Source organism: Bacillus sp. JAS24-2 (genome assembly GCF_008274905.1).
GTDB classification, from domain to species: Bacteria; Bacillota; Bacilli; order Bacillales; family Bacillaceae_G; genus Bacillus_A; species Bacillus_A cereus.
Genome location: NZ_CP031068.1, coordinates 2023110 through 2048945, shown reverse-complemented (window position 1 = coordinate 2048945; position 25836 = coordinate 2023110). Strand labels below are relative to the sequence as shown.

Genomic DNA, 25836 nt, shown 5'->3' with positions numbered 1-25836 from the left:
GATGGAATATGGCATTCATTTCAAATGATACGCTTTTAAATTAAAAAAGAGCTCACATTTGAGCTCTAACGGTCGAACAATATTGTTTTCATAATAGCAGCATATTCGCGAACATACATTTTTCTCTTAGAACGAATTGGTGTTTCAGCAGCTAGTGCCTCCATCTTCATGCCTAAACGCTTTGCAATTATTTTCGTTCGATATAAATGATACGTATTACTTACAACTACCGCATGTTTCACATTATATAAATCCATACTAAACTTTAAGTTTTCATACGTATTTGTAGATTGATCTTCTATTAAAATACGACTCTCATCTATACCGTGTACCATTAAATAGTTTCTCATGCTGTGAGCTTCCGGTATATCTTCATCTTCTCCTTGACCACCTGAAACAATTACTTTCGCTTCAGGATGGGAAAATAAATATTCCAACGCTACATCCAAACGATTTTGAAGAGATAAAGACGGTCTATCTCCAAATAACTTTGCACCCAGTATAAGAACGTACGGAGAGTGATAGCTCAACTTTTCACGAGCAACTTTGTTCATTCGAAACGTCATATAAATGATGTATAGTGGCGGTAATAATAAAATGATAAGAAAGATCCATTTGTTCATAAATAAGTTTGCACTCCCTTTCTTTTTATTATATAGAAAAAGAAAGGGAGGCAGAAGTGTTTTTTTAAACGATTGATTTATTAGAAACATTCGCCGCTACTTTACGTTGTGATAGTACATAATAAATAGCGATTCCTAATGAGAAGATCAATATGCAGCTTAATACGTAAAACGGAAGCATTACTCCGGCTTTAGATACACCCGCTGTAAACAGCATTAATAATACAATTCGTATTCCAGTACCAATTAGGCGAAATAAGCTGTCTACACGTCCCATTACTTCGTTTGGAATTTCCTCCATCATCAATACATTTCTCGCCACTCTTGTACCCGCATTTCCAACTGCTTGAAAAATTGCAAGTCCATATAAGAAAATTACGGAAGGTTCAATAATCATTGCGGTAATTGAAATTACATAAATGAACATCGTCATAACGATTGAAACTTCTGTTTTTACATATTTCATTATGAGTGGAATACAGATTCCTGCAACAACCGCTCCAACACCGTACATCATCCCCTCTATTGCGTATACAGAGGCATTGGCTTTAAGTATATCCGAAATATAAACTGGTATTAAATAATTTGCCATCATAACACCTATAAACGGCATATAAGTGGCCAGTAAGAACCAAAAGAGCTTAGGACGTTTTTTCATAAAGTGAATTCCTTCAAACAATTGCTTCTTAAATGTTATTTTTCTTTTCACTTCTTTTTTCTTTACGTACGGTATACATAAGAAAAGAAAAAATGCTCCAGCAAAAGTTAACATGTCTACTAACAAAATCCACTTCAAAGATACAATTTCAATTAAGAAGCTCGCGGCCGCTCCAGAAATAACTTGTGTTAACTGTCCTTGTATTTCCATCGTTCCACTTAAACTTTTATAATGTTCTGCTTGAAATATCTCTTGGTTGAACGCAAATATTGTAGGATAAAATAATAAATAGTAGAATGATCCGGCTATATAAATAAGAATATAGTGAATAGAATGATAAGGTTGCCCAGCAAATCCCCATATAACCATTATTCCGATTACGGCTATTCCGATTCCTTCGTTACATAGCAATAAAGATTTTCTTGAAAAACGATCAATACTTTGCCCAATGAATGGTGTTAATAAAAACATAATGAGGGTTGCAATGATAGAAACATAACCAAATGTTGTCTCTCCTCCACTCTCTTTAATTAACAGCCAAGGAATCGTTATCATAACAATTCCGGAACCAATAGCAGATAGACTATTGGCTCCTAGAATGTAATACAAACGAGAATCATGATAAAGTGAGGACATATCACTCCACTCCTAGTTGTTTTTTCACCTCTTTATATACGCTCATATATGTTTTTAATTCTTTAACTACATCATGAATTAATGGTTTTGCATCTTCCCCAAGTTCACCATCTTGCACATGTAATCCATCAAGCACAACTTGTTTTGGAATTGCATTTGCATAAACACCTCTAGCGACCGTTCGCATGCTGTTTAATGCATTTATTCCACCTTTACCGCCACCAGCAACCGCTAACAATGCAACTGGTTTATGAATAAATTCACTACTACTTAAGTAATCTAAAGAGTTTTTCAGCGCACCGCTCATCGCATTATGATATTCTGGTGTACATAATACAACCCCATCCGCAGCTTTCACTAACGTTTTTAATTTTTTTACTGCCTCTAAATCACGTTGCGACTCTTCTCCATTGTATAAAGGTAACTCCTCAATTGCTAAATCATATAATTCCCCTTCAAATTGATCCGCAATATATTTTGCCACCACGCGAGTTCTACCAAATTTTCTTGGTGTACCGTTAATAACGACTAGTTTCATGATTATTTCTCCCCTTTGTTTTCAAGTTCTACTTATATATTATCAGAAATTTCTATACAAAATACAATATAAAGAGTTAACTTGTTTCATAAAATAGTATGATAAACAAAAAAGAACTCATACTTTCGTATGAGTTTCGTACAATTACTTTGTTTCATCTCTCATGCTCAATGTACCTAAACTTTCATTTGCTTCAAAATGATTATATGCCTTTTCCGCTAATCTTTTCCGTTCTTCTGGTAATTCTATATATTTCATTACGTTTTCAATTATTTTTTCGTACGGAGTAAATACAATTCCTGGCCACTCTACCTCATCTTCTGGATTACTATTTTCGGAAATAATAAATTTCTTATTCGCGACTGCATAAGACACGCGAGGTGTTTCAAGAATTCCTGATAAGTAAAAATGAATATTTAATATAATTTTAGCTCTAGCAATCAATTCATTTCTAACAATTCCCCACGCATTATTTTTAAAAACTATATTTAAATTCGGGGCAATCGCTTTTAGATGATCAAAAATAGCTTGTCGCCTCGGATTAAGAGCACCTATAAACAGAATATCAATATCTTCAATAATCTCATCTTCAAACGCATCTTTTTTTATTTCCAAAGTTGGAGCATAGTTCATTTCTACATGCTTTATTTCTTTTCCTACCCCTTTTTGTTGAAGCCATTCTATATTTTGTTTACTATAATCCCAAATCACTCTATCTTTTAATAATATTAAATAAAGGGGATGCGCATATGGACTTCCTTCGTATAGCTGTTCTAAATTATAAATAATTGCATCTTTCGGAAGAAGATTCGGGTTATATGCGTATGTATGTGCTCCAAAAACAACTGTATTCTTTGCATTTTCCAGTATTGTTTCTGATATAATTACTGTATTTCCCTCCTGCTCCAACCGCCACTTTAAAGCTCGCGCAACATCTATGAAACTACCGTATGTCTTTGGGCATATAAAAAGACAATAATCATATTCTTTATTCAAATAAACTTCCATTAATCTTAAATTATTTTTATATAAATCTACATCTGGATGTTTAAGTACCAACTCATTTGCATGTTTTCTTGCTACTTTATATAATCCAGCATAATAAGCAGCGATGCATCTTCTTAATTCGATTCTTTCCCGGTCCTCATCTAATACATCCATGTTTAAAAGAAGATTTGCGATACAATACGCTTTTAAATGATCACGATCATAATAATAGTCTAGTAGTGGCATCAATTCTTCATACGTATTTCCATGCACCGATTCTCCTAGTTCAATCGCCCATCGCATTAATTCCATGATTACTCCACTACTCCTTTAATCGAAAATGTATTTAATAAAATTTCGCATTATTCTCTACTATATTTGCTATATGAAATGGAATCTTTTCTTTTATCGATTCCAAATACTTTTGCGACACCGCCCCTAAATGTTTTTTATGAGGTATATAGAAAGCACTAATAGAAATTTCATAGTCAAATAAGTAATCATACACATGATAATCTACAAATAGTAGATCATCCTTTGGAAAAGGAATTTCCTTCCCTTGCAGAGCATACATCAAAGCAATATTGTTTTGAGATCGTAATCGATACAACCTTGCAAGTTGGTATAATGGTTCAGCCCGGGTTGGTCTATATTCCCAAGCTTTTTGAAAATAAAAAACAGCTAATGCTAAATATTGCTCTTCTTGCCCTTTAACAGTTTCTTTTTCATCAGCATCTGTCACTTCATTTTGTTTATTTGCTGAACGATTTGCTAACTGCTCATAACAAAATCCTATTCGCAATAACGAATAGAATACCTCTTCAACCCATCCTCCTGCTTCCACTCGTTTTTTATACCATTTAATTGAATTCTCAAATTGACTTAAATGAAAATAAGTCTGAGCTAAATAAAATAAATATCTTATATGCAAATCTGGCGTTGTTTCTGGGTCGTTTATTCCCTGTAACAACAACCTCTCATCTCTTTCAAATTTATCAGCTTTGCTCCCGCCATCTCCGGGATCATTCACGACAAGAGTCTCTAACCGAGCTACCCTCGTATTGTAATTCGCTCCAACTTTTGAACGATCTATATCCCAATACTCATGAGTAACACCGACAGATTTCCATGGTAAAGAAGCTTTTAAAAGACGTGTAAGCCAATATTTAATATGAACATCATATTGTAATGTAAGATAATGATCTTCCGTTAAGCTCGTTTTATCGAAATTCGGATCAACCTCTAAAATCATATCCGCATCTAATATTAACAAATAATCTGCTTCTGGGTATGTTTTTTGCGCTAACGAAACAGCTAAGCTTCTGTTATAACCAAAGTTTTTAAACGGCTCATGATGAACCGTCCCAGGTATCTCATTTTCCTTACACCAATTTTCAATAATTTCAGGCGTATTATCCGTCGATCCAGTATCACAAATAGAAACAAAGTCTACAATTGATTTTGTTGCATTTAAACATCTTTCCATAATTCTAGACTCATTTTTGACGATCATACAAAGACATAACTTTTTTTCTTCCTTTACAGACTTCACTTGCTCATTTCCCATTTAACCACCTCATATTTTATTAACACGCTCTTCTCATATGTAACAACATTTCTTAGCTATACTGATGACATAAGCACCCTTTTACTATTTATGAAAACTTCATTTTATTTATTCTTACTTTTATGTTGAGATATATTTCATGCAGCGCTTTATATTTGATACAATCAATACAAAAAAACATAATGCGGGAATCCGTACATTTCAAAGTCTAAGAGGAGGTTATTGTCATTTGTGACAAAAAAACAATGATTGATTGGTATTTTTAAATTAGTAGTTTCTTAAACTATAAAAAAGAAACTTGCGCTTATGCACAAGTTTCTTTTCAAAAACATCCTTATTTTTTCACAACTTCATGTCCACCGAACTGATTACGTAGTGCTGAAACTACTTTTCCATGGAATGTATCATCTTCCTGAGAACGATAGCGCATAAATAATGACATAGCGATTACTGGTGCTGCAGCTTGAAGTTCAAGTGCAGTTTCAACAGTCCATTTTCCTTCTCCTGAAGAGTTCATTACACCTTTAATGCCATCTAGTTTCGGATCTTCTGCAAATGCTTTTTCAGTTAAGTCCATTAACCAACCACGGATAACTGATCCGTTCGCCCATACTTTTGCAACATCTTCATAATTGAAATCAAAGTCACTCTTATCTAGTACTTCAAATCCTTCAGCGATTGCTTGCATCATGCCGTACTCAATACCGTTATGAACCATTTTTAAGAAATGACCACTACCAACACGGCCAGCATAAGAATAGCCATTTTCTACTGCTAAATCTTTAAATAAAGGTTCTAATTGGTCGTAAATTTCTTTTTCTCCACCAACCATTAAGCAAGCACCGTATCTAGCTCCTTCTACACCGCCTGATGTACCGATATCTACATAATGTAATCCGAAGCTTTTTGCTTCTTCAGCACGGCGTAACGTATCTTTATAGAATGAATTTCCGCCTTCAATAACGATATCACCTTCATCTAATAACGGATAAACATCTTTTAGTACTGACTCTACAACTTCTCCTGCAGGCACCATTACCCAAATTGTACGAGGAGCTTCTAGTTCAGCGATCATTTCTTTTAATGTATGACGTGCAGTAATTCCTAGTTTTCCTGCCTTTTCAACAAGCTCTTTATTTACATCGTATACAACTACTTCATGCTTGTCTTCATATAAGTGTTCAGCTAATGGGAATCCCATTTTTCCTAATCCAATTAAACCTAGTTTCATATTAATCAATCTCCTATTCTATACAAATATATTTAATATCGAAATTAGCCCAAGTGCTACTACAGATAATATAGTCTCCATTGCAGTCCATGTTAATAATGTTTCTTTCACAGTCATTCCGAAATACTCTTTAATCATCCAAAATCCTGAATCATTCACGTGTGATAAAATTAATGACCCTGCACCAGTTGCAAGTGCTAATAATTCAACATTTACACCTGGTGTGCTTGCTGCAATCGGCGCAACAATACCAGCTGCTGTCATCATAGAAACAGTTGCCGATCCAGTTGCAATTCGAATAAGTGCCGCAATTCCCCACCCTAATAATATCGGTGAAATATGTGATTCTTTCGCCATATCTGCAATTGTCGTTCCAATTCCAGAATCTAATAATACTTTATTAAATGCTCCGCCTGCACCAATCACTAACAATATGTTTGCAATAGGTCCAAGGCAATCATTTGTAAATTGTAACACTTTATCTTTTGAGAAACCTTTTGCATATCCAAGACTAAAGAAAGAGTAAATGGTTGCAATTAATAAAGCCACAATCGGATCTCCAATAAAGTGTAATACTTGTGCTAGTTGACTCGTTTTATTTAATGCAACTTCTGCTATTGATGCACCAAGCATAAGAAATACTGGAAGTAAAATTGTAAACAATGTATTCCCAAAGCTTGGAAGCTCTTTTTTATTATCTTTTTCAATAAATTGCTCCGCTATATCTAATGGTACTTCCTTATGTATACGAGCACCAATCCATTTCCCGTAAAGTGGACCTGAAATAATAGCAGTTGGAAGTCCGACAATTAATGCATATAAAATTGTCTTCCCTACATCTGCTTTAAAAATACCAACTGCCGCCATTGCCGCTGGATGCGGCGGCACTAGTCCGTGCACAACGGATAGTCCTGCTACTAGCGGGATACCGATTGTAATAAGTGATACCCCTGTTTCTAATGCAATTGTAAATACTAACGGAATTAATAGTACAAATCCAACTTGGAAAAATACCGGAATCCCTACTAAAAATGCAACGAACATCATCGCCCAGTGAACTCGTTTCTTCCCAAAACGATTAATTAATGTGTTAGCGATACGTTCAGCACCACCAGATTCGGCCATCATTTTTCCAAGCATCGTTCCTAGTGCTAAAACTATTGCTAAAAATCCTAACGTATTACCAAGTCCTAGTTTAATAGAATCAATAATTCCTGGATCTTTTGGTGAAGTTCCAATTAAAGGCATTCCCATTGCTAATCCTACACCAATTGCTGTTAAAATTAATGCGACAAATGGATGCCATTTTACTACCGTAATAAGTAAAAGTAGTATGACAACTGCCGCTAGTACGATCCCAACTACCATTTCTCCCAATCCCCCTATTTTTTACGTTGGAAAGCAGCTATACAATCAAATTCTTCTTTCAAGCGATTGTAAAGTCGTTCATACATATAAAACATTTCTAAATATATAGCCGTATTTTCTTTATTCGGTACATGATGATGGACAATATCAATCCAATCCTTTACCTCTTCAAGAGAATCAATTTTTCCTACAGCATACAAAGCAACTGCCGCTGCCCCAAGCGCAGATGCTTCATGACTTTCAGGTACAAGCAATTCTTTTCCCATCATATCGGACAACATTTGTCTCCAAAATGCAGATTTTGCAAACCCTCCTGAAACTCGTATTTCAGTAAGTGGCCCTGTACAATCCCTGATTGCGAGTGCTACTGAATATACACTCATACAAACACCTTCCATCACTGCACGTATAAAATGTTCTCGCTTATGCTGAAGATTGATTCCAAAGAATGTACCACGAGCATTTGCATTCCAGTAAGGTGCGCGTTCTCCAGATAAGAAAGGTAAGAACAATAGCCCATCCGCTCCAGCTGGTACGCTTTCTGCATATTTAATTAATAAATCATAAGGATCAATGCCGAGCTTTCTTGCTACTTCTTGCTCTGGACTACCAAATTCATCACGTAACCATCTCAGTAATATTCCGCCGTTATTCGTTGGACCACCGATTACCCAGTGCTCATCTGTTAATGCGTAACAAAACGTTCTCCCTTTCTCATCTGTATTTATATTTGATGAGATTGTTCGAACCGCACCACTCGTTCCAATCGTAATTGCAGCCGCACCCGGTGATATCGCACCAACTCCTACATTTGCAAGAACCCCATCACTTGCTCCGATGACAATTGGTGTTTCTGCACTTATCCCCATCTTCTGTGCTAATTCTGGCTTCATACCTGATAAAATATATGTAGTTGGTACAGGGGTTGATAATTTTTCTGGTGACATATGTAACATAGTTAAAACATCTTTATCCCAGTTTAATGTTTCTAAATTAAATAACCCCGTAGCAGAAGCAATCGAATAATCAACTACGTAGCGTGAAAATAATTGGTAAATCACATACTCTTTAATGGAAATGAATTTATAGGCACTTGTATATAACTCTGGTTCCTCTTCTTTCATCCATAACAATTTAGAAAGTGGTGACATCGGATGAATCGGTGTACCTGTACGTCTATAAATTTCATGCCCATTCATTTGTTGTAATAATTTTTCTGATTGCTTCGTACTTCGATTATCTGCCCAAATGATAGAACGCGTTAATGGCGCACCATTTTCATCTACTGCAATTAATGCGTGCATAGCTGTACTAATACCGATTGAAGAAATATCTTCTGGTAATACATTACCTTTTTCAATGGCAACGCTTACACTTTTGTATACAGCGGCACATATTACATCAGGATCTTGCTCAGCCCATCCTACATTCGGTTGAATAATTGGGTAATCGATTGCATGTGATGCAATGACTTTTCCTTTTTCTGTGAACACAACCGTTTTTGTACTTGTGGTACCGATATCAATCCCGATTACTCTCCCCCTTGTTTCCATGCGAATCTTCCCTTCATTTCTAGCAAAATACGATTTAGTAAACCGTTTACATGAATTAGTATATAAAATATTTTTTCGTTTATCAAGTTATAAAAAGAAAATTTTTTTCATATCAAAAAATAAATCCCCTCATTCCATTTCACTTATATACTACATTTAGCTTTTCCATGGGGTAAAATTACGTTATATTCGTTACGCAATACACTCTTTCCTCTCATTAACAACACATACATAGTCCTCCATACGTTCTACTTATTTGCTTGAAGAAAGAGTTGAAAAGCAATATTCATTTTTAGCGGTCACGTAACATCACCATCAAGCCAAGAAAAGTAACTAACCGCAGAATGAGAATTCTGTGCATTTTGCTCTTATTTATTGTTTTAGGTTCACTAGTCTTTTATCTTGATAAACATAGAGCGTGGCCCCCTATTATCACTTTTTTATCTTGTAAATATATCTTGCATACTATAAAACCGAAAAGTATTTTTATTTTTCAGAAAAATAAAAACAATAACACGAAATTTATTGTATAATGTTGTAAAAAGATGTCGGAGGGATTTAATGTTAAATAAAATATCTCAATTCACAATTAAGCTTTCATCAATTCTTTTATCACTCTTACTATTATTAAATTTACCTTATTTATTTATCACTCAACAAGGATTTACCTTTCAACCAATTTATTTTTTTAATCAGACCGTTACTATGTTAAAACAGGTTTTTTCCCCTGAATCATTAGTGATTATAGGATCAGACCCGAAGCTTGGCCATTTCAAAAAAACACCATTATTTCCAACTGTTTTAGAACCTTACCTATATTCATTTACTATATTATTTTTAGCCTTTTTTCTTGCTCTCTTTTTATCATCTAGCATGGCATTTTTTTATTTTTTAGCAAAAGATTATATAAAAAAATGGATAAACCGAGTTGTGTTCATATTAGAAGCTGTCCCTGATATGATGATGATGATTTGTTTGCAAATATTTTTCATATGGGTACTTCAGAAATTTGGGGAATCTCCTGTCACTATTATTTCTTTTAATGAAAATCGAGCTTATTTACTCCCTATTTTATCATTAGCTGTCTTACCTACATTACAAATGTTTCGGATGATGGTGTTATACATAAAAGAAGAGCAAGGAAAACATTACGTAGAGGTTGCATATGGAAAAGGCCTTTCATCAAGTTATATACTATGCATTCATTTATTCAAAAATATATCTATCCACTTCTTCCACCATTTAAAAACGATTTTTGTTTTCTTACTTTCTAATTTATTCATTTTAGAATTTGTTTTTAATATGGAAGGCATTATTCAATTTTTATTTAATAAGGCGTTTGTTTCACCTCCAGCTGCATTTATCACACTTGTTATGATTGTTTTACCATTTTACGCCATTTTCCAAATAGTCTCATTCATGATGAATAGATGGAAAAAGCAATTGAAAGGAGTATCATTATGAAATCTATTTGGAAATCAAAACGCTTTTTAATCGGCTTTACTTATCTATTCATACTTATTTCAGCTAGTTTTATTTATAGTTGGTTCTTTAAAGATAACATCCCAAAACCTCCTCAGTTACTTTACAATGACAATAACGAATTACTTGGAAAGGCCCCCTTTCCGCCATCGTTAATTCCACCTTTTGGATCTGATCGTTTTGGAGAGTCTGTTTTCTTACAAATTGTAGAAGGAGCAAAATTCACTATTTTATTGGCCATGGCAATTAGCTTCTTTCGAATTTTATGCGGAACATGTATAGGAATCCTCTTAAGTTTATTTGCTCCAAAACTCAAGAGGTTTTTCCAGTCATGCTCAGAAGTTTTTTATTATATTCCAACTCTATTTATCGCATTCATACTCATCACGCCCGTTAATATTATAATCACATCAAATGCTGATGGGGTAGATCCAAATATTTCATTTACGTTTTATCAAGTACTCGTACTTATTTTCGTCGCTCTGCCTACACTTTCTTTATACATATCCTCAGAAGTTGATGAATTTATGAAACAAGATTACATCTTAAGTTCACAATTACTGGGGGCTAGTCGTTTTCATATTATAAAAAAACACTTACGAGTCTTATTACTTGACCGCTTATTTGTATTATTTATGGAACATATCGTCCAAACACTCATACTCGTTATCCATTTAGCGTTGCTTAACATTGTAATTGGCGGCATACAAATGCGTGAACTCTATGACGGAGTGCTCAAACCTGTTTCTCTATCTAATGATTGGGCAGGTCTTATTGGATTAAATCGTAATGAAATGAATCTTTCATGGTGGATTATTTTTTATACTCTCGCTTCATTCTTTATTACGATTCTATTTATTAAGCTTATGACCATCGGGATTCAAGATGCACTGAAAGCAAGAGATTCGCAAATTGTAGCAATTCAAAACGTTCCAGATCATAAAAAATTCGTTAAACATAAAGATTCCTTTTCGTTTGCAAATAAAGTAAACCTTTAATCATTTCTCATTAATCAAGTATTAATTGGCATTGATATTATAGAAAATAAAGAAGATGATTCCTATTAAATACAGGGATCATCTTCTTATGCTGTCTAACTTTTTTACATGTATTTGCTAGACTCATGCTTTTTATATTTAAAGTGAATTATTTGCAATCACAATTATGTTTTTTAAAATCAATTACCATACGCCCTTGAATTCTACCTTGTTCCATTTCTTCGAATACATTTTGTACTTTATCTAGAGAACAAATTTGAACAACTGGCACTACTTTTCCTTCTGCCCCGAACATAAACGCCTCTTCCAAATCTTTACGAGTACCAACTAGAGAACCAACTACTTCAATTCCATCCAGTACAAGTCGTGGGATGTTTAAGTCCATTGTTTCTACTGGTAGCCCTACTGCAACTACTTTACCGCAAGCACGTACTGCATCAACTGCTGAGTTAAAGGCTACTTTAGAGACTGCTGTTACTACCGCAGCATAAGCGCCACCAAACTCCTCTTGCACAATTTTATCAGCAGGACCTTGAGAAATTGGATTGATAGTCATATCAGCACCAACTTCTTTCGCTAAGGCTAATTTGTCGTCATTAATATCTACTGCGATTACCTTTGCACCAAATACATTTTTAGCATATTGGATAGCTAAGTTACCTAATCCACCGCAGCCATAGATTACAATAGGTTGACTAGGTTTAATATCTGATACTTTAATAGCTTTATATGTAGTTACACCAGCACAAGTAATTGATGATGCTTGAGCAGGATCTAATCCTTCTGGTACTTTTACCGCATAATCAGCTGTAACGATACATTGTTCAGCCATACCACCATCCACTGAATAACCAGCGTTTTTAACTTCACGGCAAAATGTTTCTCTACCAGTTACGCAATATTCACAACGTCCACAAGATTGGAACATCCATGCAATACTTACACGGTCACCTATCTTTAGTGAAGTAACATCATCAGCTATTTTCGTAACAATACCTACACCCTCATGACCAAGAATACGGCCATCAGTGTTACCAAAATCATGATTCGCAACGTGTAAATCAGTGTGGCAAACTCCACAATACTCTACATCTACTAACGCTTCACCTGAGTGTAACGGACGTAATTCTTTGTCAATCACTTCGATGTTTGCTTTGCTGTTTTTATTAACCACTACTGCTTTCATATGTGATCTCCCCTTTAGTGTTTTAGCATTTTAATGAGTTTATCTCACAACTACTTTCTTCACTACTTTGGCTAGTTATTCTACCAAATTTAAGTGTTCAATCATCATTACATCTTCATCATAACATGACACTTCATAAACAACTTGTGAAATTATGAACAATATTTGAATTATTACACAAATCGGTCTTTATTTTAAATTTTTAAAAATGAGAGTTTATCATTGACTATAAGTAAGTCACATATTTCTAAAACAAAATAAATTAACAAACTTCTCACCGATAAAAAAGCTCTTCACTCAATATTTTCTACATGTAAACACTTAGTTTCACAGTAATATCCTTTGCCACCAACATAAACTTTTTCTATTTTATTTTTGCTATTGGTTGCTAATTTAACTAATATTTCAGAAGGCGAGTGTAAAGAATAACCTTGTTCAAATACATAGACTTCTTTTTTCAAGTAGTCCTGTTCATAAAGGTAGCAAGCTAATGCACCGTTCGAAGTTCCAGTCGCTGCTTCTTCATTGATGTCGTATAGCGGAGCAAAATTTCTGCATATAATTCGATTGTCATTAAAAGTATATAGATGCATCCCGACAACATTATGATACTTGCTGATTTCTTTAATTTTTTCAAAATTAGGTTGCAGTGCATGTAATTGTGTTTCGCTTTTTATAGGAATTAAAATATCTTTTAAGCCCGTGGAGACAATTTGAATTGGGTATTTATTTTCTATATCTTTACTATCAAAACAGTCGATGAACTCGTTTGGAGATACAACATCATAGAATATTGGTTTATTTTGTTCCATGAATATGATGTCATCTTTTATAGTAATAGTAAGAACACCGCTGTTCGTTTCAATCGTATAGCGATTCCTGAAAAGTTTATTTAAATGCATCAGTATCGCGAAAGAGCCAATTGTGGCATGACCACATAAATCAACTTCTTCTTTTGGTGTAAAATACTCAAATTTATAATCAGCAATTTCAGATTCTGATATAAATGCGGTTTCCGCATAGCCCAGTTGTTTGGCTATTTCCATTTTTTGAGTAGTGGTCAATGTATTCTCAATAAATACCACTCCTGCTTTATTTCCGCCTTTATGATCCTTGCTAAATGCACTTGCAACATAAACAGATATTTTCATAAGACACCTTCCTCACTTATAGTAAATTATAGTATAGAAAGCACTACATATAAATTCCATTGGATAAATTATCCCTAAAATAAGAAACAAACTATTTTTAGCATTTGAACTCTCCAAAAATAGTTTGTCTACAGTCTGAAGGCTCTTCATTTGAAGAGCTTTTTTTATATTCGCTTCATCGAAATCGTTTCACGTATACTTTGTAAATTTTTTAGAGTTTCCTCTTGTCGCTGCAACGACAACCCTACATACAAAGTATCTAATAAGCTTAACTGTGCTAATCGTGATGAACTTGCTTCTGTGCGGAATTCAGTCTCACGTGTTGATGTATATAACGTTATATCAGCAAGTTGACTTAATGCTGATTTCTTATAGCTCGTAATCGCAATAATTTTGGCTCCTCTTGCTTTCGCTACTTCTAACGCTTCAAGTAATCCTTTATTGCTACCAGAATGAGAAATACCAATAACAACTGAATTTTCCGAGAGTAAACCTGCCCCCATAATTTGAAAATGCGAATCAGTATGAGCGATACAAGAAATACCCGTTCTCATAAACTTATGATACGCATCCATTGCAATAATACCAGAGCCACCATTTCCATAAAACTCAATTCGACTTGCTTCTTGTAAGGCTCGTACAGCCTGCTCAAGTGCCGTTTCATTAAGCAAATGTAAAGTATCTTGCAGTCCTGTAATATGCGAATGAAAAACTTTTTTAGCAACAGTTACCATACTATCTTCTGCTGATACCTCTTCATGGATATTTTGCATCGGTGTATGTACAATTTCACGAGCTAATGTAATCTTTAAATCTTGAAAACCTTGCAAACCAAGGTTTTTACATAAGCGGAATATCGTAGCTTCGGAACTATTCGTAACTTCAGCTAATTCTGTAATAGATTTATGTACAACATCTTGTGGATGTTTCAAAATATGTTCGGCAATACTTCGCAATTTCGGTGATAAACCATTTAACGAAGCCTGAATCTTTCCAATCCCACTTCTTGTACCAGGCATAGCATATCCTCCCCTTCCATCGTAGCTTTATCCTGTAAAAACCGATTAGTTGAACTAATCATCAGTGGGGATGGTCCTCCACTGATTAGAGTTTCACTTTATTGTACCTAATTATCGAAAGAAGAAAAACCTATATTAGGGATTACTATAATTTTTAATTGCTCCTATGTATTCTGTCATACGATATAACAGAATTATTCATGCTTATGAATAATTCTCTCCATGTTTCACTGCGTATAATGCGGCTTGCGTACGATCATCCACTTCCAATTTAGCTAAAACGTTTGAAACGTGTGTTTTCACAGTTTGTTCTGTAATATGAAGTTCTGCTGCAATCTCCTTGTTGCTTCTTCCTTTCGCAATTTCGCGAAGTACCTCTTGCTCTCTTTTCGTTAACATTGAAAAAGGATTTTCTACTTCCTTCTTTACTGCAGAACGCCCCATTAATGCAGGTGTTACTTTCGGGTGAAAATTCGCATTTCCTTGATGTACTGCAATAATAGAAGCGACAAGTTGCTCAGGTTGTACTTCTTTTAATTGATAACCATCTGCTCCAGCTTCAAGTGCTGGTATAACATAATCTTGCTCTGAAAAACTACTTAATATAAGTACCTTTATTGTCTCATCATATTGCTTTAGACGTTTTGTTGCCTCAATTCCATCCATTTTCGGCATCGATACATCCATTAGTACGACATCTGGTCTTTCTTTTTGCACGAAATGTAATGCCTCTTCGCCATTTTCCGCTTCCCCAATAATTTCAAATTCTTCTCTCGTTTTCAAAAAGAATACAAGTCCTCTTCGAACGATATGATGATCCTCAACTAGTAGCAGTTTAATCTTCAACCTTATTCTCCCCTTCAAATCGGCAATTGAATTTCTATTTTTGTACCCTTTTTCAGCTCTGTTATAATTTGAAACGATCCCTTCATTAACTGAATACGTTCCTTCATACTTTTCAGGCCAAGTGCTGATTCCCTTACTTGTTCTTGTATAAATCCTATTCCATTGTCTTCTATGTAAAAATGTAACTGGTTATTTTCTATTTTCAAAAGAATATGTACCTTTTCACACGAAGCATGCTTTTTACAATTATGTAGCGCCTCTTGGCTAATACGCCATAAAACTTCTTCTATTTCATCCCCCATTGAAACCATCCCATCAATTCGAACTTCCACTTGAACTCCTAATAACTTCCCGTAATTTTGAATTGCTTCTGCTAATCCTTTCTCCAATCCTTCAGGTCTTAATTGCCAAATTAATAGCGTCATCTCTTGTAATGCTTCTTGTGATAATTCCCCAATATAACTTAACATCTCTTGCAATTCTCTATCTTGCGTCATATTCAGAGTACCTTTCGCTGTTAGCATAATAGAAAATAACAATTGTTTTACTGAATCATGTAAATCACGTGCAAGTCGATTTCTTTCCGCTACCACTACATATTTACGTTCTTTCTCAACTAATTGAATACGTTGTATTGTCGTTCCAATTTGAAATGCAATTGATTCTAATAATGCTAACTCTTCCTCAGAAAAATGAGTCTTATGAGGTGCAGCCACATTTAGTAGACCAAATTTTTCTGATCCAGACCTAAGCGGAATTGTCGCATGATGTGTAACATCTTCTGTCTCTCCCCAATTACATTCAATTGCATCTTCTATTCGCTTACATTCAATAATATTAGTCGCTTTTTCCAATCTCCCATTTACAAAACGTTCTACACACCAACAGTTTCCTTCACACATCGGCTTCTTCTTTTGCCACGTAAGAGCCTCTGGTAAATTTTCGTCTACAAGCATACTGTGCTTTCCACTTTCATCAATAAAGAATATCCACCCTGTTTGTAAATTCATTACTTGTAACAATGTATGCAACACTTTTTCTAACATATCCTGTAAGTTTGTTGCTTCATTTAATAATTCAGCAATTTCTTTTAATGCTTCTAAACGACGCATCTCTTTTTCTTCAAAGTTCATTCTCATCACCAACTACAATTATAACATTAAGAAATTTCTAAATTCTATAAATAAAAAAAGAACCGAATTCCTTCAGCCCTTTCTTTATATCAATCATTTTATTATTGTTATTCTATCCAATGTTGGAAGCAGAATTTTTGTTAACAAACGATTCTACTTTAGCTGTCCGATAAAGATTGTCCACCATGGATATGCTGTAAACCTTCAGTAGTAACAACCATATTCGCTGCTGGCATTTGCACTTGATTTTTATGGAACATAGACATTAATTCAAATCTTACTTGTCTAGAAGTTTCAAAATAATCTTCTGGCTTTATTAAACCTGTAATACAAAATTCATAGCCAACATATTTCAAGTTAGGATTTAAGTCTGTAACACCGACGTATTTAAATGGTTCAACAGCCTCATCCTCTACTCTATAAAGAGTTTGATTCAATTTTTCATTGCATATAACACATACTTCTTCTAACAATTCCTTCACTCTTGTTGGATCTTCCTGATAACTTACCGTGATGCGTTCAATTACACGCATCCATCCTTTATTAAAATTTTGTATCGTTCTAATCTCTCCGTGCGGGATGGTAAGTAGTTTTCCTGACCATTCACGAATTTGCATAAAACGAATACTAATCTCTTCAATAGTTCCTGAATTTGTTCCGTTAAAAGTTACAAAATCACCAACCCGAAACTCTTTGTCCGCTAATCTTGCAAAGCCTAATATAACATCTTTTAGCATCTGTTGTGCAGCAAAACCGATGACAACTCCAGCTATCCCTGCACCTGCAATAATACTTTTTATATCTACAAATTGGCTAATTAAATATATGATAAGACTGATGATAATGATATATCTAAAAATAGATCGAATTACACTTTGAATCGTCTGCTCTATCTCTTCATCAAAAAAGCTTGATTTCCTAAAAAACCAATCAATAATACGGTTTATTACAAAAGAAATAATGATTAAAACGAAAGCAAATAGTAAAAATCTTAAAAGTAAAAACTCTCTTACATAATTAAAAAATTCTTCCGTATACGTTAATAAGCTCATTTAACCACTTCCTTACTAATTAAAAAATTCATAATCGCCTAAGTTTGTTCCAGAAAAATCTATTATCCTAATCTAAAATGCCGCTACCCTTACTATGTATTTTGACTCTATTACTAATTCACTTTAAACAGTATGTCTAGCTGTTCTTTTTCCTTTCCCTTTAAATATACCCTTTTTAATAACCTAAGGGGGAGCAAATCGTGAAATTTTTTTATACGTTAAAACTTTATTCATCTCATTACGATTTCAACTCATTTATTCATTAACTACGTAAAAAAAGAGCTGAATTTATCAGCTCTTTTATTCGATATTAATTGTTGTCTTACTACTTTTTTCTTCTTTCAATTTTGGCAATTCAATTGTCAGTACGCCATCTTTATAATTTGCTCTAACATTTTCTTCCTCAACTTGTTTAAAACTAAAGCGTCGAGTTACAGAACCTATAGAACGTTCTTTACAAATATATGTGCCATTCTCATTTTTTTCTTCTACTTCATTATGATTAGTTGCTTGAATCGTTAATACATCTTGTTCAAAATCAACTTGAATGTTTTCTTTTTGAAAACCTGGTAAATCTGCTTTCACAGTATATTTATCAGATTGCTCATGAACATCTACTTTAAAAGTATCCATGTTCAGTGGCTTAAAGAAAGCATCTGTCATCCCTTCTAATAAAGAAGGCCCAAAATCAAAAATACCATTTTGACGTTTTGTTATCTCTGGAAATAAATTACGCATATTTTTTCCTCCTTATTATTTATGAATGAAAGATTATCTCTTTCTGCCTTTATTATAACATTTGGTCAAAAAAGGTCAAAGTTTTTGTTTGACCTTTTTTGATGTATATTTTACCAAATAAAACACATGAGATATTTGACATCTCTTACATTTATAAAGAGGAATATATTTATATAATAACGAATAGTTTATATGCTCTTATTTTTCCTTAATGAGGTTACCTACAATGGGGTATATCGAAGAAATTAGAGAAGTTGTCGGATCAAGACCACTCAATTTATTAGGCGTTGCGGTAGCTGTTTTCAATGAACAAGGACAAATAAAAGAGACCTTTTTTAAAGGCCTCTTTTTTCACTTCACTTCTGCATGTAGGCATGACTTAAAATGTCCAAGTGCATATTCATGCCCTTGTGCATTAAAAGATGCAACCGCCTTTTCAAAAACTACAATTTTAAACCCTTTATTATAAGCATCTACTGCTGTATGAAGAACACAAATATCAGTACAAACACCTACAAGATGAACTTCTGCTATTCCTCTTTCTCTTAGCTTCATCTCTAAGTCTGTTCCTGCAAATGCACTATACCGTGTTTTATCCATGTAATATACATTCTCTGCATTTTTATATGTTTCGTACACATCTTGTAATTCACCAAACAAATCTCTTCCATTTGTACCAGCTATATTATGAGGCGGGAATAACTTTGATTCTGGATGATATACATCATTTTCTTCATGTTTATCAATAGCAAAGACAACGTAATCTCCATTTTCAATATATTGCTTCGTTATATGTACAATTTCCTTCTCAATTTCCTGTCCTGGTTTCCCGCATGTTAAAGCGCCTTTCTCAGCTACAAAATCATATGTATAATCAATATTTATAAGAGCTCGTTTCATTACTATCTCTCCTTCTCCTGTTTCACAGTAAACAATAGAAAATTTGTTATTACGACATCGTATGTACTATTCGACATTTCAAATGAAATACCTACATTTTTCTTGCAAAACTCACCTTAATCCGAGTTTATCATAAAGTGAAACTTTAATCATTGGAGAGTTTGTTCATCTCCAATGATTATCAGCCCTCATCAATCGTGCATTTACAGGCAGTTGATCTCCCACCTAATCTCCTCACCTATACCGAGTTTTAAGGTAAGGTCTTACTGCCCGTTAGTGCGGGATATAATAGATAAACAATGGTAAAACAAATAGCTCCTATTGATAAGTCATGAATTTGATAATTGAGCGTAGCTTGAATCATCTCTTGTATCGTAAACCAAAATACTGCCATCATCATACTAATCAAGACGATACGAATACACCGATTCACATCTTCAACCTCTTTCTCTGTCATAGTAGTAACAAGTGATTACTTCCTATTTAATCGTATTAGAAAATGAAATAAGTTATTCACTCTTGCACACTCTAGTCCAAACAAAAAAGCACACTACTTTTTGAGTAATGTACTTTTTATTCTTGTTAAGACGCAGGTTTTGTCTCAAATGTTGCTTGATTAAAACTAATAACCTTTCCTTTCGGGTCATTGTTTTCATACTGAACTGCAGTAATTGTATGACTACCTGTTTCCAGCGTTTTTTCTTTTAACTGCACTGTTGTCTGCGTTGTACTAGTTACTTGATGTTTATCTGTATACATTTGATCTACAAATACGAATGTTTCTTTATCACTTTGAAAATTAGAAAGTTCTAATTCAACTTGCTGAATTAACGTATCCTTTTTGATGAATACAGTCGGTATATTGCCGTTTTCAGAAGTACCATCTGGAGTAATAACTTTTACTTTCCCTTCTCCAATTGACATTGCTCCTTCAGGAAATACAACCATATTCTCATCACTTGCGTTTACAACTTGTTCTTCCTGTTTTGATTGCGCGTCCTCTTTTTCCTGTGGAGCACCGCAACCAACTAATAACAATACAGACAATCCAGTGATTATGAATTTTTTCAAAATTCATCCCCCCTGTAACTTCATTATAATTTATTATACAAAAATAACTTTTAAATTTTGAGACTACTTTCAACACTTTCATGAACAAATAGAATCTTGCTCACGATTAATGTATCATACTTTCCTTAATAGAACATTAATTTTTTTTATGAAATAAATAGTAATTCCCTCTTATCTATCATTTTAGCCCAACATATGAATTACATACCCTCAAAAATAAAAAGACATTGTTAGTTCAATGTCTTTTCTATACAGCAATTAAAAAACAAACGTTGTAATCTCATCTACTTCTTTTCTTGGAAGTTTCTTCGGTTTATCTTTCGGAAATCCGAGTGAAATAACCATATTTATTTGTTTTTCAGGCGCAATTTGTAAATATTGGCGCAGTTCATCTTGAGCTAGCAATACTGGCCCTGTCATTGGACAAGTACCAAGTCCCTTTGCATGTGCAGCTAACATTAAGTTTTGTGCCGCTAAACAGCTACTCTTAATGCCTTCTTCTTCCCAAACGGAATCTGGAACAAAAGCAATTGGATCAAATATCTTTTCACGGAACTTTGATTCATATGGTGTTGCCAAACATACAATTAATACTGGTGCCTCCGAGAAAGCTGTTGCATATGGTCCGAAAGAACGTGTAAGTAATTTCCCTGCTTTCTCTTCTCCATTTTCTGCTGCTTTTGCCGCAAGTTTATGTAATGCATCCCATGTCATTTGTTCAATTTCTTTAATCTTCTCTCGATTCATGATAACTAAGAATTCCCACGTTTGTGAATTCGTATCACTCGGTGCGTAACGAGCACAATCAATTATTTCTTTTATATCATTAGTAGATACTTCTTGATCTGTAAACTTTCTAACACTTCGTCTTCCGTGAATTACTTCTTTAAAATCTTCATAATTCATATATTAAATCCCCTTTTTACAGCGTTTTCAAAACTTGTCCTATGCTTGAATTATATCATGAAAAAAAGCCGGAAGAATACCAGCTTTTTTCTTCATGATTAATTTGTCACTTTAAACAAACGAATACTCTCTTCGTATGCAGCTTGTAGTTTTTTCGTAATTGGTCCTCTTTCACCAGCCCCGAACTGTTCATCACCAATTTGAACGACTGGGAATATTTCAAGTGGCGTCGCTGTAAAAAAGCACTCCTCAGCGTCATATACTTCTTGTAATGAAAACTCTCGTTCCTCTACATCGATATGTAACTCTTTCGCTAATGTAATTACGTAGTGACGTGTAATACCATGTAAAATGAAATAATCCGCTGGATGTGTAATCAACTTATTATTCTTCACGATAAAGAAATTGGAATGACACCCTTCGGTCACAATACCATCTCGTACTAATATTGCTTCTTGATACCCTTGTTCATTTATTTTGTTTTTGATCATGATATTAGGAAGCAAATTTAAAGATTTTATATGGCAAAACTTCCACCTGATGTCCTCTTCTACTGTCACCTTAATCCCTGCCTCCATTGAAGCAACTGGTCTTGGGAACGAAACAAGATTTGCAAAATATGTCGGTTGTAAATCTGATTCATATACATGATTGCGCGGTTGTGTACCTCTTGATATTTGTAAATATACATTCCCATCTTCTTGAAACTGATTTTTTTCAATCATTTGATATAACTCTTCTACTAATTCTTCCTTCGTAAATGGTGGAATTAGTTTTATTTCTGCCATAGAGTTAAAGAATCGTTCTAAATGTAAATCTAATAAATGTGGCTTCCCGTCATATAGTCTGAATACCTCGTATATACCATCACCAAATTGAAAGCCTCTCTCCTCTAATGGAATCATCGGCTGTTCTTCCTTCGTATTTACAATTCTTCCGTTAAATAAAATCCAATCTTTATGAGTAGCTTTCATTCTTCCCCACTCCTTTATCACATGATTGTTTTAATTGTACAACTTATCTACACTCAAAAGAAGGAATTTTCTGTATTTTAACAAACAAAAAAGTGCATCACTTATTTAAAGGGATGCACTCGACTATTCATTTACTTCAGAAAATATTTTTCAATATCATCTAACATAAGATTTGCAGCTACAATACCACCTGCTGTATTCCAAATCACTTCATCTACTTGGAATACTTTATTATTTTTAGAAGCCTGTAGTTGCTTAAAGAGTGGATCTTCTGTCCATTCCTTCGCTAACGAATTTCCTTCATTATTCTTATCTGCATCTTTATCAGACGTGAAATAGAATAAGTAGTCTCCGTCCATATTTGGAATCTGCTCTTTTGTAATTCCTTTTATCGCAAAATCATCTTTATCTTGTAATGGTGGTCGTTTAAATCCAATATCATTTAAAACAACACCCGAGAATGAGTTTTTTTGATAAATACGAACATCACCTGGCACGAAACGAATAATAGAAACTTTAGAATTCAATTTATCGCCTAACTTCTCTTTCATTCCTTCAATGCGTTTTTTATAATCATCAAGAGCTTTTTGCCCTTCTTTTTCTTTATTTACAGCTTTTGTATAAAGTGTAAAGTTTTCTTTCCAATCACCGCGTAATGTTTCTGCATAAACAGTTGGTGCGATTTCTTTTAGCTGATCATATATTTTTTCATGACGCATTTTATTTCCGATAATTAAATCTGGCTTAAGCTTCATTACAGCCTCTAAATTAATATCACGTTCAGTTCCTACAACTTCCGTGTTTTTTAACTCTTTCGCTAAATGAGGATACCATTCATCACCAGCACGTGGTTTCGTAGTCCCCACTGGCGTTACGCCCACAGCTAGGAGAGCCTCTGCGCCTTCATTTGTTAAAACAACAACTTTTTTAGGTGTACCATTTACTGTCGTTTCACCCATTGCATGCTTTACCGTATATGAATCTTTTGCTTTCGCTGATATATTATTTTCTTTTTTCTCTTCTTTACTACATCCTGCAATTACAACCATGAGTATCATAATGCAGAACATAATTAGTTTTTTAGTATGTATCATATGTCCTCCCTAGATGAAATCGATTATCATTAACATTTAAAGATTAATGTATCTTATATACATTGTCAATGTATATAAGAAAACTTTTTTAATATATACTATTTAGATTCTATCCGCTTTTCTAATGTTTCTTTTTAAAACATAGTGCATAAGTATGAAAATAAATGTTGTTATTAAAATGCGTATCCTTGTTATACATAACAAGGATACGCATCCATATTGCATTATCATTTTAATTCCTAATATTGAGTATATTTAATATACGCTGGGCCATTATATACCCACTGATTTCCACCAAGGTTTAACCAACCATTTTCATTTATATATACTAAATAAGATTCTGGAGAATTTAATTGGCGGATAACTGCAGATGTAGTTGATGGACCACTTCTTAAATTTACATTCATCCCTTGTATATATGCAACCCCAATCGGGCTTCCATCACTATTGCTTGTCTTTACAAAATTAATGTACGAAGGATCATTATACACCCATTGCCCATTCCCCAAATCTAGCCATCCGTTACTTTCCTGATATACAACGTAAGATTCTGGAGAATTTAATTGACGAATAACTGAGGAAGAAGTTGATGGACCATTTCTTAAATTTACATTTTTCCCAAGAATATAAGCGATTCCCTTCGTTTGAGGTGTCGGTTGTGGGTTAGGGGGTTGTGGATTTGGAGCTACTCCAAAAATAGCTGCTATTCCATTTGCATACGCTTGACTTAGATCTTCAATAAATTGTGGATTTTTTAATAAATTTGCATCAAACGCTGTATCAATAAAAGCAGTCTCAGTTAAAATTGCATCCATTGTGGTTTCTCTTAATACCGCATAATTTTCTTTTTTTGCTCCTCGATCACGAAGACCATATTTTGTTAATACAGGATTGACAGCTGTATGCATTTTTTGTTGCTTTGCATATGCAGTGCTGCTATTGGATAACGCATTATAAATATAACTTTCAAAACCTGTACCCCCGCCGCTATTAATATGAAATGAAATAAAATAATCCGCACTGAAAGCATTAGCAATATTAGCACGTTCAGATAAAGAAATAAACACATCACTATCACGTGTCATTTTAATTGTAATTGGGTAATTTACCGTTAAAATGTCTCGAACGCGTCTAGCAATTTGAAGTGTTAAGTTTTTTTCTACTAAACCATTACCAACAGCACCAGAATCATATCCACCGTGCCCTGCGTCTATAACAAGTTTCATTTTATTGCCCCGCCCCTTTCTTGTAATATGTTTGCATTTCTACTCGTCCTATTTTATGTGAAATGTACAGGTTCTGTTACAATTGCAAATAAAAAAACCGCCTTATGTAAGGCGGTTTCTATCATCTTGCTTTAACCAATTTAAAATAAATATATACGATTGATAGTGAACATAACGTATGCAAAATAAAATAAATAAAAGTGCTATTCCAACACCACTATAAAGTAAACCAAACTTTAAAAAAACATTTACAAGTGGTGAAAAGTTCATTAAATTTTGTAATGTACTAAGCATACAAAACATAATGAAAAAGACAGGGATGTATTGTAATTCATACGGCTTTTTTTTCTTACTCATTCTTTTCCGAATGATTATATGACATAATTCTGCTACTATAAAGCACCCTCCAATTAATACAAGACCAGAAGTCATCGTCATACATCCACCTGCCTTATATTTATTGTATCGCATAAATAATCATCGTTATATTTTCTTTACATACTCTTCATCTTCTGAAGCAAAACCAAAACTCTCTATGAAAGACTTCGCCTTTTCTGTTAATTTCTCTTGTAGCACTTTTATTTCTTTCACATTTCTTTGTTTCATCATTTCTTCAAATGTAAAATACGTATTTGTACCATAACCGTAACCTTGGTAATCAAAATGAATAATTAGCTGTGATAAAACAGCCCGTTCCTCTTGTACACTATAATCTATTACACCAATATATGTATCATCAACTTTCACACAGTACTGTACCTTTTTCTCACCTAAACTATGCGATTTAAACATTTCTTTAACAACGCTTTCATTTTCTACAGTAACTTTCTCAAACGTAATCATATGTTGTCCATCCTTTTACTATTATTGTATCAATAATACTTCCTATTTATGAAAAA

26 protein-coding genes and 2 pseudogenes are annotated in these 25836 nt (G+C 34.0%); 4 read left to right on the top strand and 24 right to left on the bottom strand.

The genetic code is table 11. The annotated features are described in order from the left end of the window. Positions 1 to 65 precede the first annotated feature (65 nt). The 5 genes from DN407_RS10730 to DN407_RS10710 all read right to left on the bottom strand — a co-directional run bounded on the left by DN407_RS10730 (position 66) and on the right by DN407_RS10710 (position 5009). On the bottom strand, positions 66 to 623 hold the full coding sequence (locus DN407_RS10730) for a YdcF family protein (protein ID WP_001045713.1): 558 nt from the start codon (positions 621 to 623) through the stop codon (positions 66 to 68). A gap of 64 nt (positions 624 to 687) precedes the next feature. Next, positions 688 to 1917: an MFS transporter gene (locus DN407_RS10725; protein ID WP_000097161.1), complete on the bottom strand. Its 1230-nt coding sequence runs from the start codon at positions 1915 to 1917 to the stop codon at positions 688 to 690. Position 1918: 1 nt separating this feature from the next. After that, positions 1919 to 2455: an NADPH-dependent FMN reductase gene (locus DN407_RS10720; RefSeq protein WP_149216234.1), complete on the bottom strand. Its 537-nt coding sequence runs from the start codon at positions 2453 to 2455 to the stop codon at positions 1919 to 1921. 144 nt (positions 2456 to 2599) lie between these two features. Then, positions 2600 to 3754, bottom strand: coding sequence for a CgeB family protein (locus DN407_RS10715; protein WP_000422325.1), 1155 nt, complete (start codon positions 3752 to 3754; stop codon positions 2600 to 2602). A 34-nt stretch (positions 3755 to 3788) separates the two neighbouring features. After that, a complete protein-coding gene (locus tag DN407_RS10710) occupies positions 3789 to 5009 on the bottom strand; it encodes a glycosyltransferase (protein ID WP_000526219.1) in 1221 nt (406 codons plus the stop codon). Between the two features lie 139 nt (positions 5010 to 5148). Here DN407_RS10710 and DN407_RS10705 point away from each other — a divergent pair. Then, positions 5149 to 5232: pseudogene (locus DN407_RS10705) on the top strand (DUF2711 domain-containing protein); the annotation flags it as partial. A gap of 111 nt (positions 5233 to 5343) precedes the next feature. On the opposite strand, the gene gnd reads toward DN407_RS10705, so the two are convergent. Genes gnd through gntK form a run of 3 tightly spaced genes read right to left on the bottom strand, consistent with a single transcriptional unit; the run spans position 5344 to position 9161 of the window. After that, the gene (gene gnd, locus DN407_RS10700; protein ID WP_000765995.1) at positions 5344 to 6240 is read right to left on the bottom strand and encodes a phosphogluconate dehydrogenase (NAD(+)-dependent, decarboxylating); all 897 of its coding nucleotides are present in this window, start codon (positions 6238 to 6240) and stop codon (positions 5344 to 5346) included. An 18-nt stretch (positions 6241 to 6258) separates the two neighbouring features. Then, on the bottom strand, positions 6259 to 7608 hold the full coding sequence (locus tag DN407_RS10695) for a GntP family permease (protein ID WP_000260202.1): 1350 nt from the start codon (positions 7606 to 7608) through the stop codon (positions 6259 to 6261). Between the two features lie 14 nt (positions 7609 to 7622). Further along, the gene (gntK, locus tag DN407_RS10690) at positions 7623 to 9161 is read right to left on the bottom strand and encodes a gluconokinase (protein ID WP_000450004.1); all 1539 of its coding nucleotides are present in this window, start codon (positions 9159 to 9161) and stop codon (positions 7623 to 7625) included. A 561-nt stretch (positions 9162 to 9722) separates the two neighbouring features. On the opposite strand from gntK, the gene DN407_RS10685 reads away from it, so the two are divergent. Together DN407_RS10685 and DN407_RS10680 are read left to right on the top strand one after the other, a co-directional pair. After that, positions 9723 to 10625 carry an ABC transporter permease subunit gene (locus tag DN407_RS10685; RefSeq protein ID WP_000932691.1) on the top strand — a complete coding sequence of 301 codons (903 nt, stop codon included), beginning with the start codon at positions 9723 to 9725 and terminating at the stop codon, positions 10623 to 10625. After that, positions 10622 to 11641 (top strand): ABC transporter permease, encoded by a 1020-nt coding sequence (locus DN407_RS10680; protein ID WP_000836565.1) that lies wholly within the window; start codon positions 10622 to 10624, stop codon positions 11639 to 11641. The genes DN407_RS10685 and DN407_RS10680 overlap by 4 nt, the downstream gene beginning before the upstream one ends. Positions 11642 to 11789: 148 nt before the next feature. On the opposite strand, the gene adhP is transcribed toward DN407_RS10680, so the two are convergent. The 7 genes from adhP to DN407_RS10645 form a co-directional block, all read right to left on the bottom strand. After that, entirely contained in the window at positions 11790 to 12827 is a 1038-nt protein-coding gene (gene adhP, locus DN407_RS10675; protein ID WP_149216233.1) for an alcohol dehydrogenase AdhP, read from the bottom strand. A gap of 293 nt (positions 12828 to 13120) precedes the next feature. After that, complete coding sequence (locus tag DN407_RS10670) at positions 13121 to 13978, bottom strand: PhzF family phenazine biosynthesis protein (RefSeq protein ID WP_098283547.1); 858 nt, start codon at positions 13976 to 13978, stop codon at positions 13121 to 13123. 164 nt (positions 13979 to 14142) lie between these two features. After that, complete coding sequence (locus tag DN407_RS10665; RefSeq protein WP_001119646.1) at positions 14143 to 14997, bottom strand: MurR/RpiR family transcriptional regulator; 855 nt, start codon at positions 14995 to 14997, stop codon at positions 14143 to 14145. 204 nt (positions 14998 to 15201) lie between these two features. Next, on the bottom strand, positions 15202 to 15843 hold the full coding sequence (gene casR, locus DN407_RS10660; RefSeq protein ID WP_000694629.1) for a two-component system response regulator CasR: 642 nt from the start codon (positions 15841 to 15843) through the stop codon (positions 15202 to 15204). Between the two features lie 14 nt (positions 15844 to 15857). Continuing rightward, positions 15858 to 16976: a two-component system sensor histidine kinase CasK gene (gene casK, locus DN407_RS10655; RefSeq protein ID WP_001008467.1), complete on the bottom strand. Its 1119-nt coding sequence runs from the start codon at positions 16974 to 16976 to the stop codon at positions 15858 to 15860. Positions 16977 to 17134: 158 nt separating this feature from the next. After that, positions 17135 to 18028, bottom strand: a complete 894-nt coding sequence (locus DN407_RS10650; RefSeq protein WP_000055415.1) for a mechanosensitive ion channel family protein — start codon at positions 18026 to 18028, stop codon at positions 17135 to 17137. A 300-nt stretch (positions 18029 to 18328) separates the two neighbouring features. After that, the gene (locus DN407_RS10645) at positions 18329 to 18766 is read right to left on the bottom strand and encodes an Hsp20/alpha crystallin family protein (protein WP_149216232.1); all 438 of its coding nucleotides are present in this window, start codon (positions 18764 to 18766) and stop codon (positions 18329 to 18331) included. A gap of 226 nt (positions 18767 to 18992) precedes the next feature. Here DN407_RS10645 and DN407_RS32075 point away from each other — a divergent pair. Then, a pseudogene (locus DN407_RS32075) lies at positions 18993 to 19088 on the top strand (DNA mismatch repair protein MutT); the annotation flags it as partial. Positions 19089 to 19117: 29 nt separating this feature from the next. Here DN407_RS32075 and DN407_RS10635 read toward each other — a convergent pair. The 9 genes from DN407_RS10635 to DN407_RS10595 all read right to left on the bottom strand — a co-directional run bounded on the left by DN407_RS10635 (position 19118) and on the right by DN407_RS10595 (position 25780). Beyond that, positions 19118 to 19666: a cysteine hydrolase family protein gene (locus tag DN407_RS10635; RefSeq protein ID WP_000816757.1), complete on the bottom strand. Its 549-nt coding sequence runs from the start codon at positions 19664 to 19666 to the stop codon at positions 19118 to 19120. Between the two features lie 250 nt (positions 19667 to 19916). Continuing rightward, complete coding sequence (locus tag DN407_RS32740; RefSeq protein WP_000136534.1) at positions 19917 to 20123, bottom strand: hypothetical protein; 207 nt, start codon at positions 20121 to 20123, stop codon at positions 19917 to 19919. A gap of 125 nt (positions 20124 to 20248) precedes the next feature. Next, positions 20249 to 20737: a putative periplasmic lipoprotein gene (locus tag DN407_RS10625; RefSeq protein ID WP_000713496.1), complete on the bottom strand. Its 489-nt coding sequence runs from the start codon at positions 20735 to 20737 to the stop codon at positions 20249 to 20251. Between the two features lie 258 nt (positions 20738 to 20995). Continuing rightward, the gene (locus tag DN407_RS10620; protein ID WP_001105283.1) at positions 20996 to 21643 is read right to left on the bottom strand and encodes a nitroreductase family protein; all 648 of its coding nucleotides are present in this window, start codon (positions 21641 to 21643) and stop codon (positions 20996 to 20998) included. A gap of 98 nt (positions 21644 to 21741) precedes the next feature. After that, positions 21742 to 22617 carry a D-amino-acid transaminase gene (gene dat / locus DN407_RS10615; RefSeq protein ID WP_044584419.1) on the bottom strand — a complete coding sequence of 292 codons (876 nt, stop codon included), beginning with the start codon at positions 22615 to 22617 and terminating at the stop codon, positions 21742 to 21744. Positions 22618 to 22748: 131 nt separating this feature from the next. Beyond that, the gene (locus DN407_RS10610) at positions 22749 to 23711 is read right to left on the bottom strand and encodes an ABC transporter substrate-binding protein (protein WP_000581991.1); all 963 of its coding nucleotides are present in this window, start codon (positions 23709 to 23711) and stop codon (positions 22749 to 22751) included. 239 nt (positions 23712 to 23950) lie between these two features. Further along, positions 23951 to 24937, bottom strand: coding sequence for an N-acetylmuramoyl-L-alanine amidase (locus tag DN407_RS10605; protein ID WP_097796412.1), 987 nt, complete (start codon positions 24935 to 24937; stop codon positions 23951 to 23953). Between the two features lie 102 nt (positions 24938 to 25039). Beyond that, positions 25040 to 25369 (bottom strand): hypothetical protein, encoded by a 330-nt coding sequence (locus tag DN407_RS10600; RefSeq protein ID WP_149216749.1) that lies wholly within the window; start codon positions 25367 to 25369, stop codon positions 25040 to 25042. Positions 25370 to 25420: 51 nt separating this feature from the next. Then, positions 25421 to 25780: a GNAT family N-acetyltransferase gene (locus DN407_RS10595; protein ID WP_000627522.1), complete on the bottom strand. Its 360-nt coding sequence runs from the start codon at positions 25778 to 25780 to the stop codon at positions 25421 to 25423. Positions 25781 to 25836: the final 56 nt, after the last annotated feature.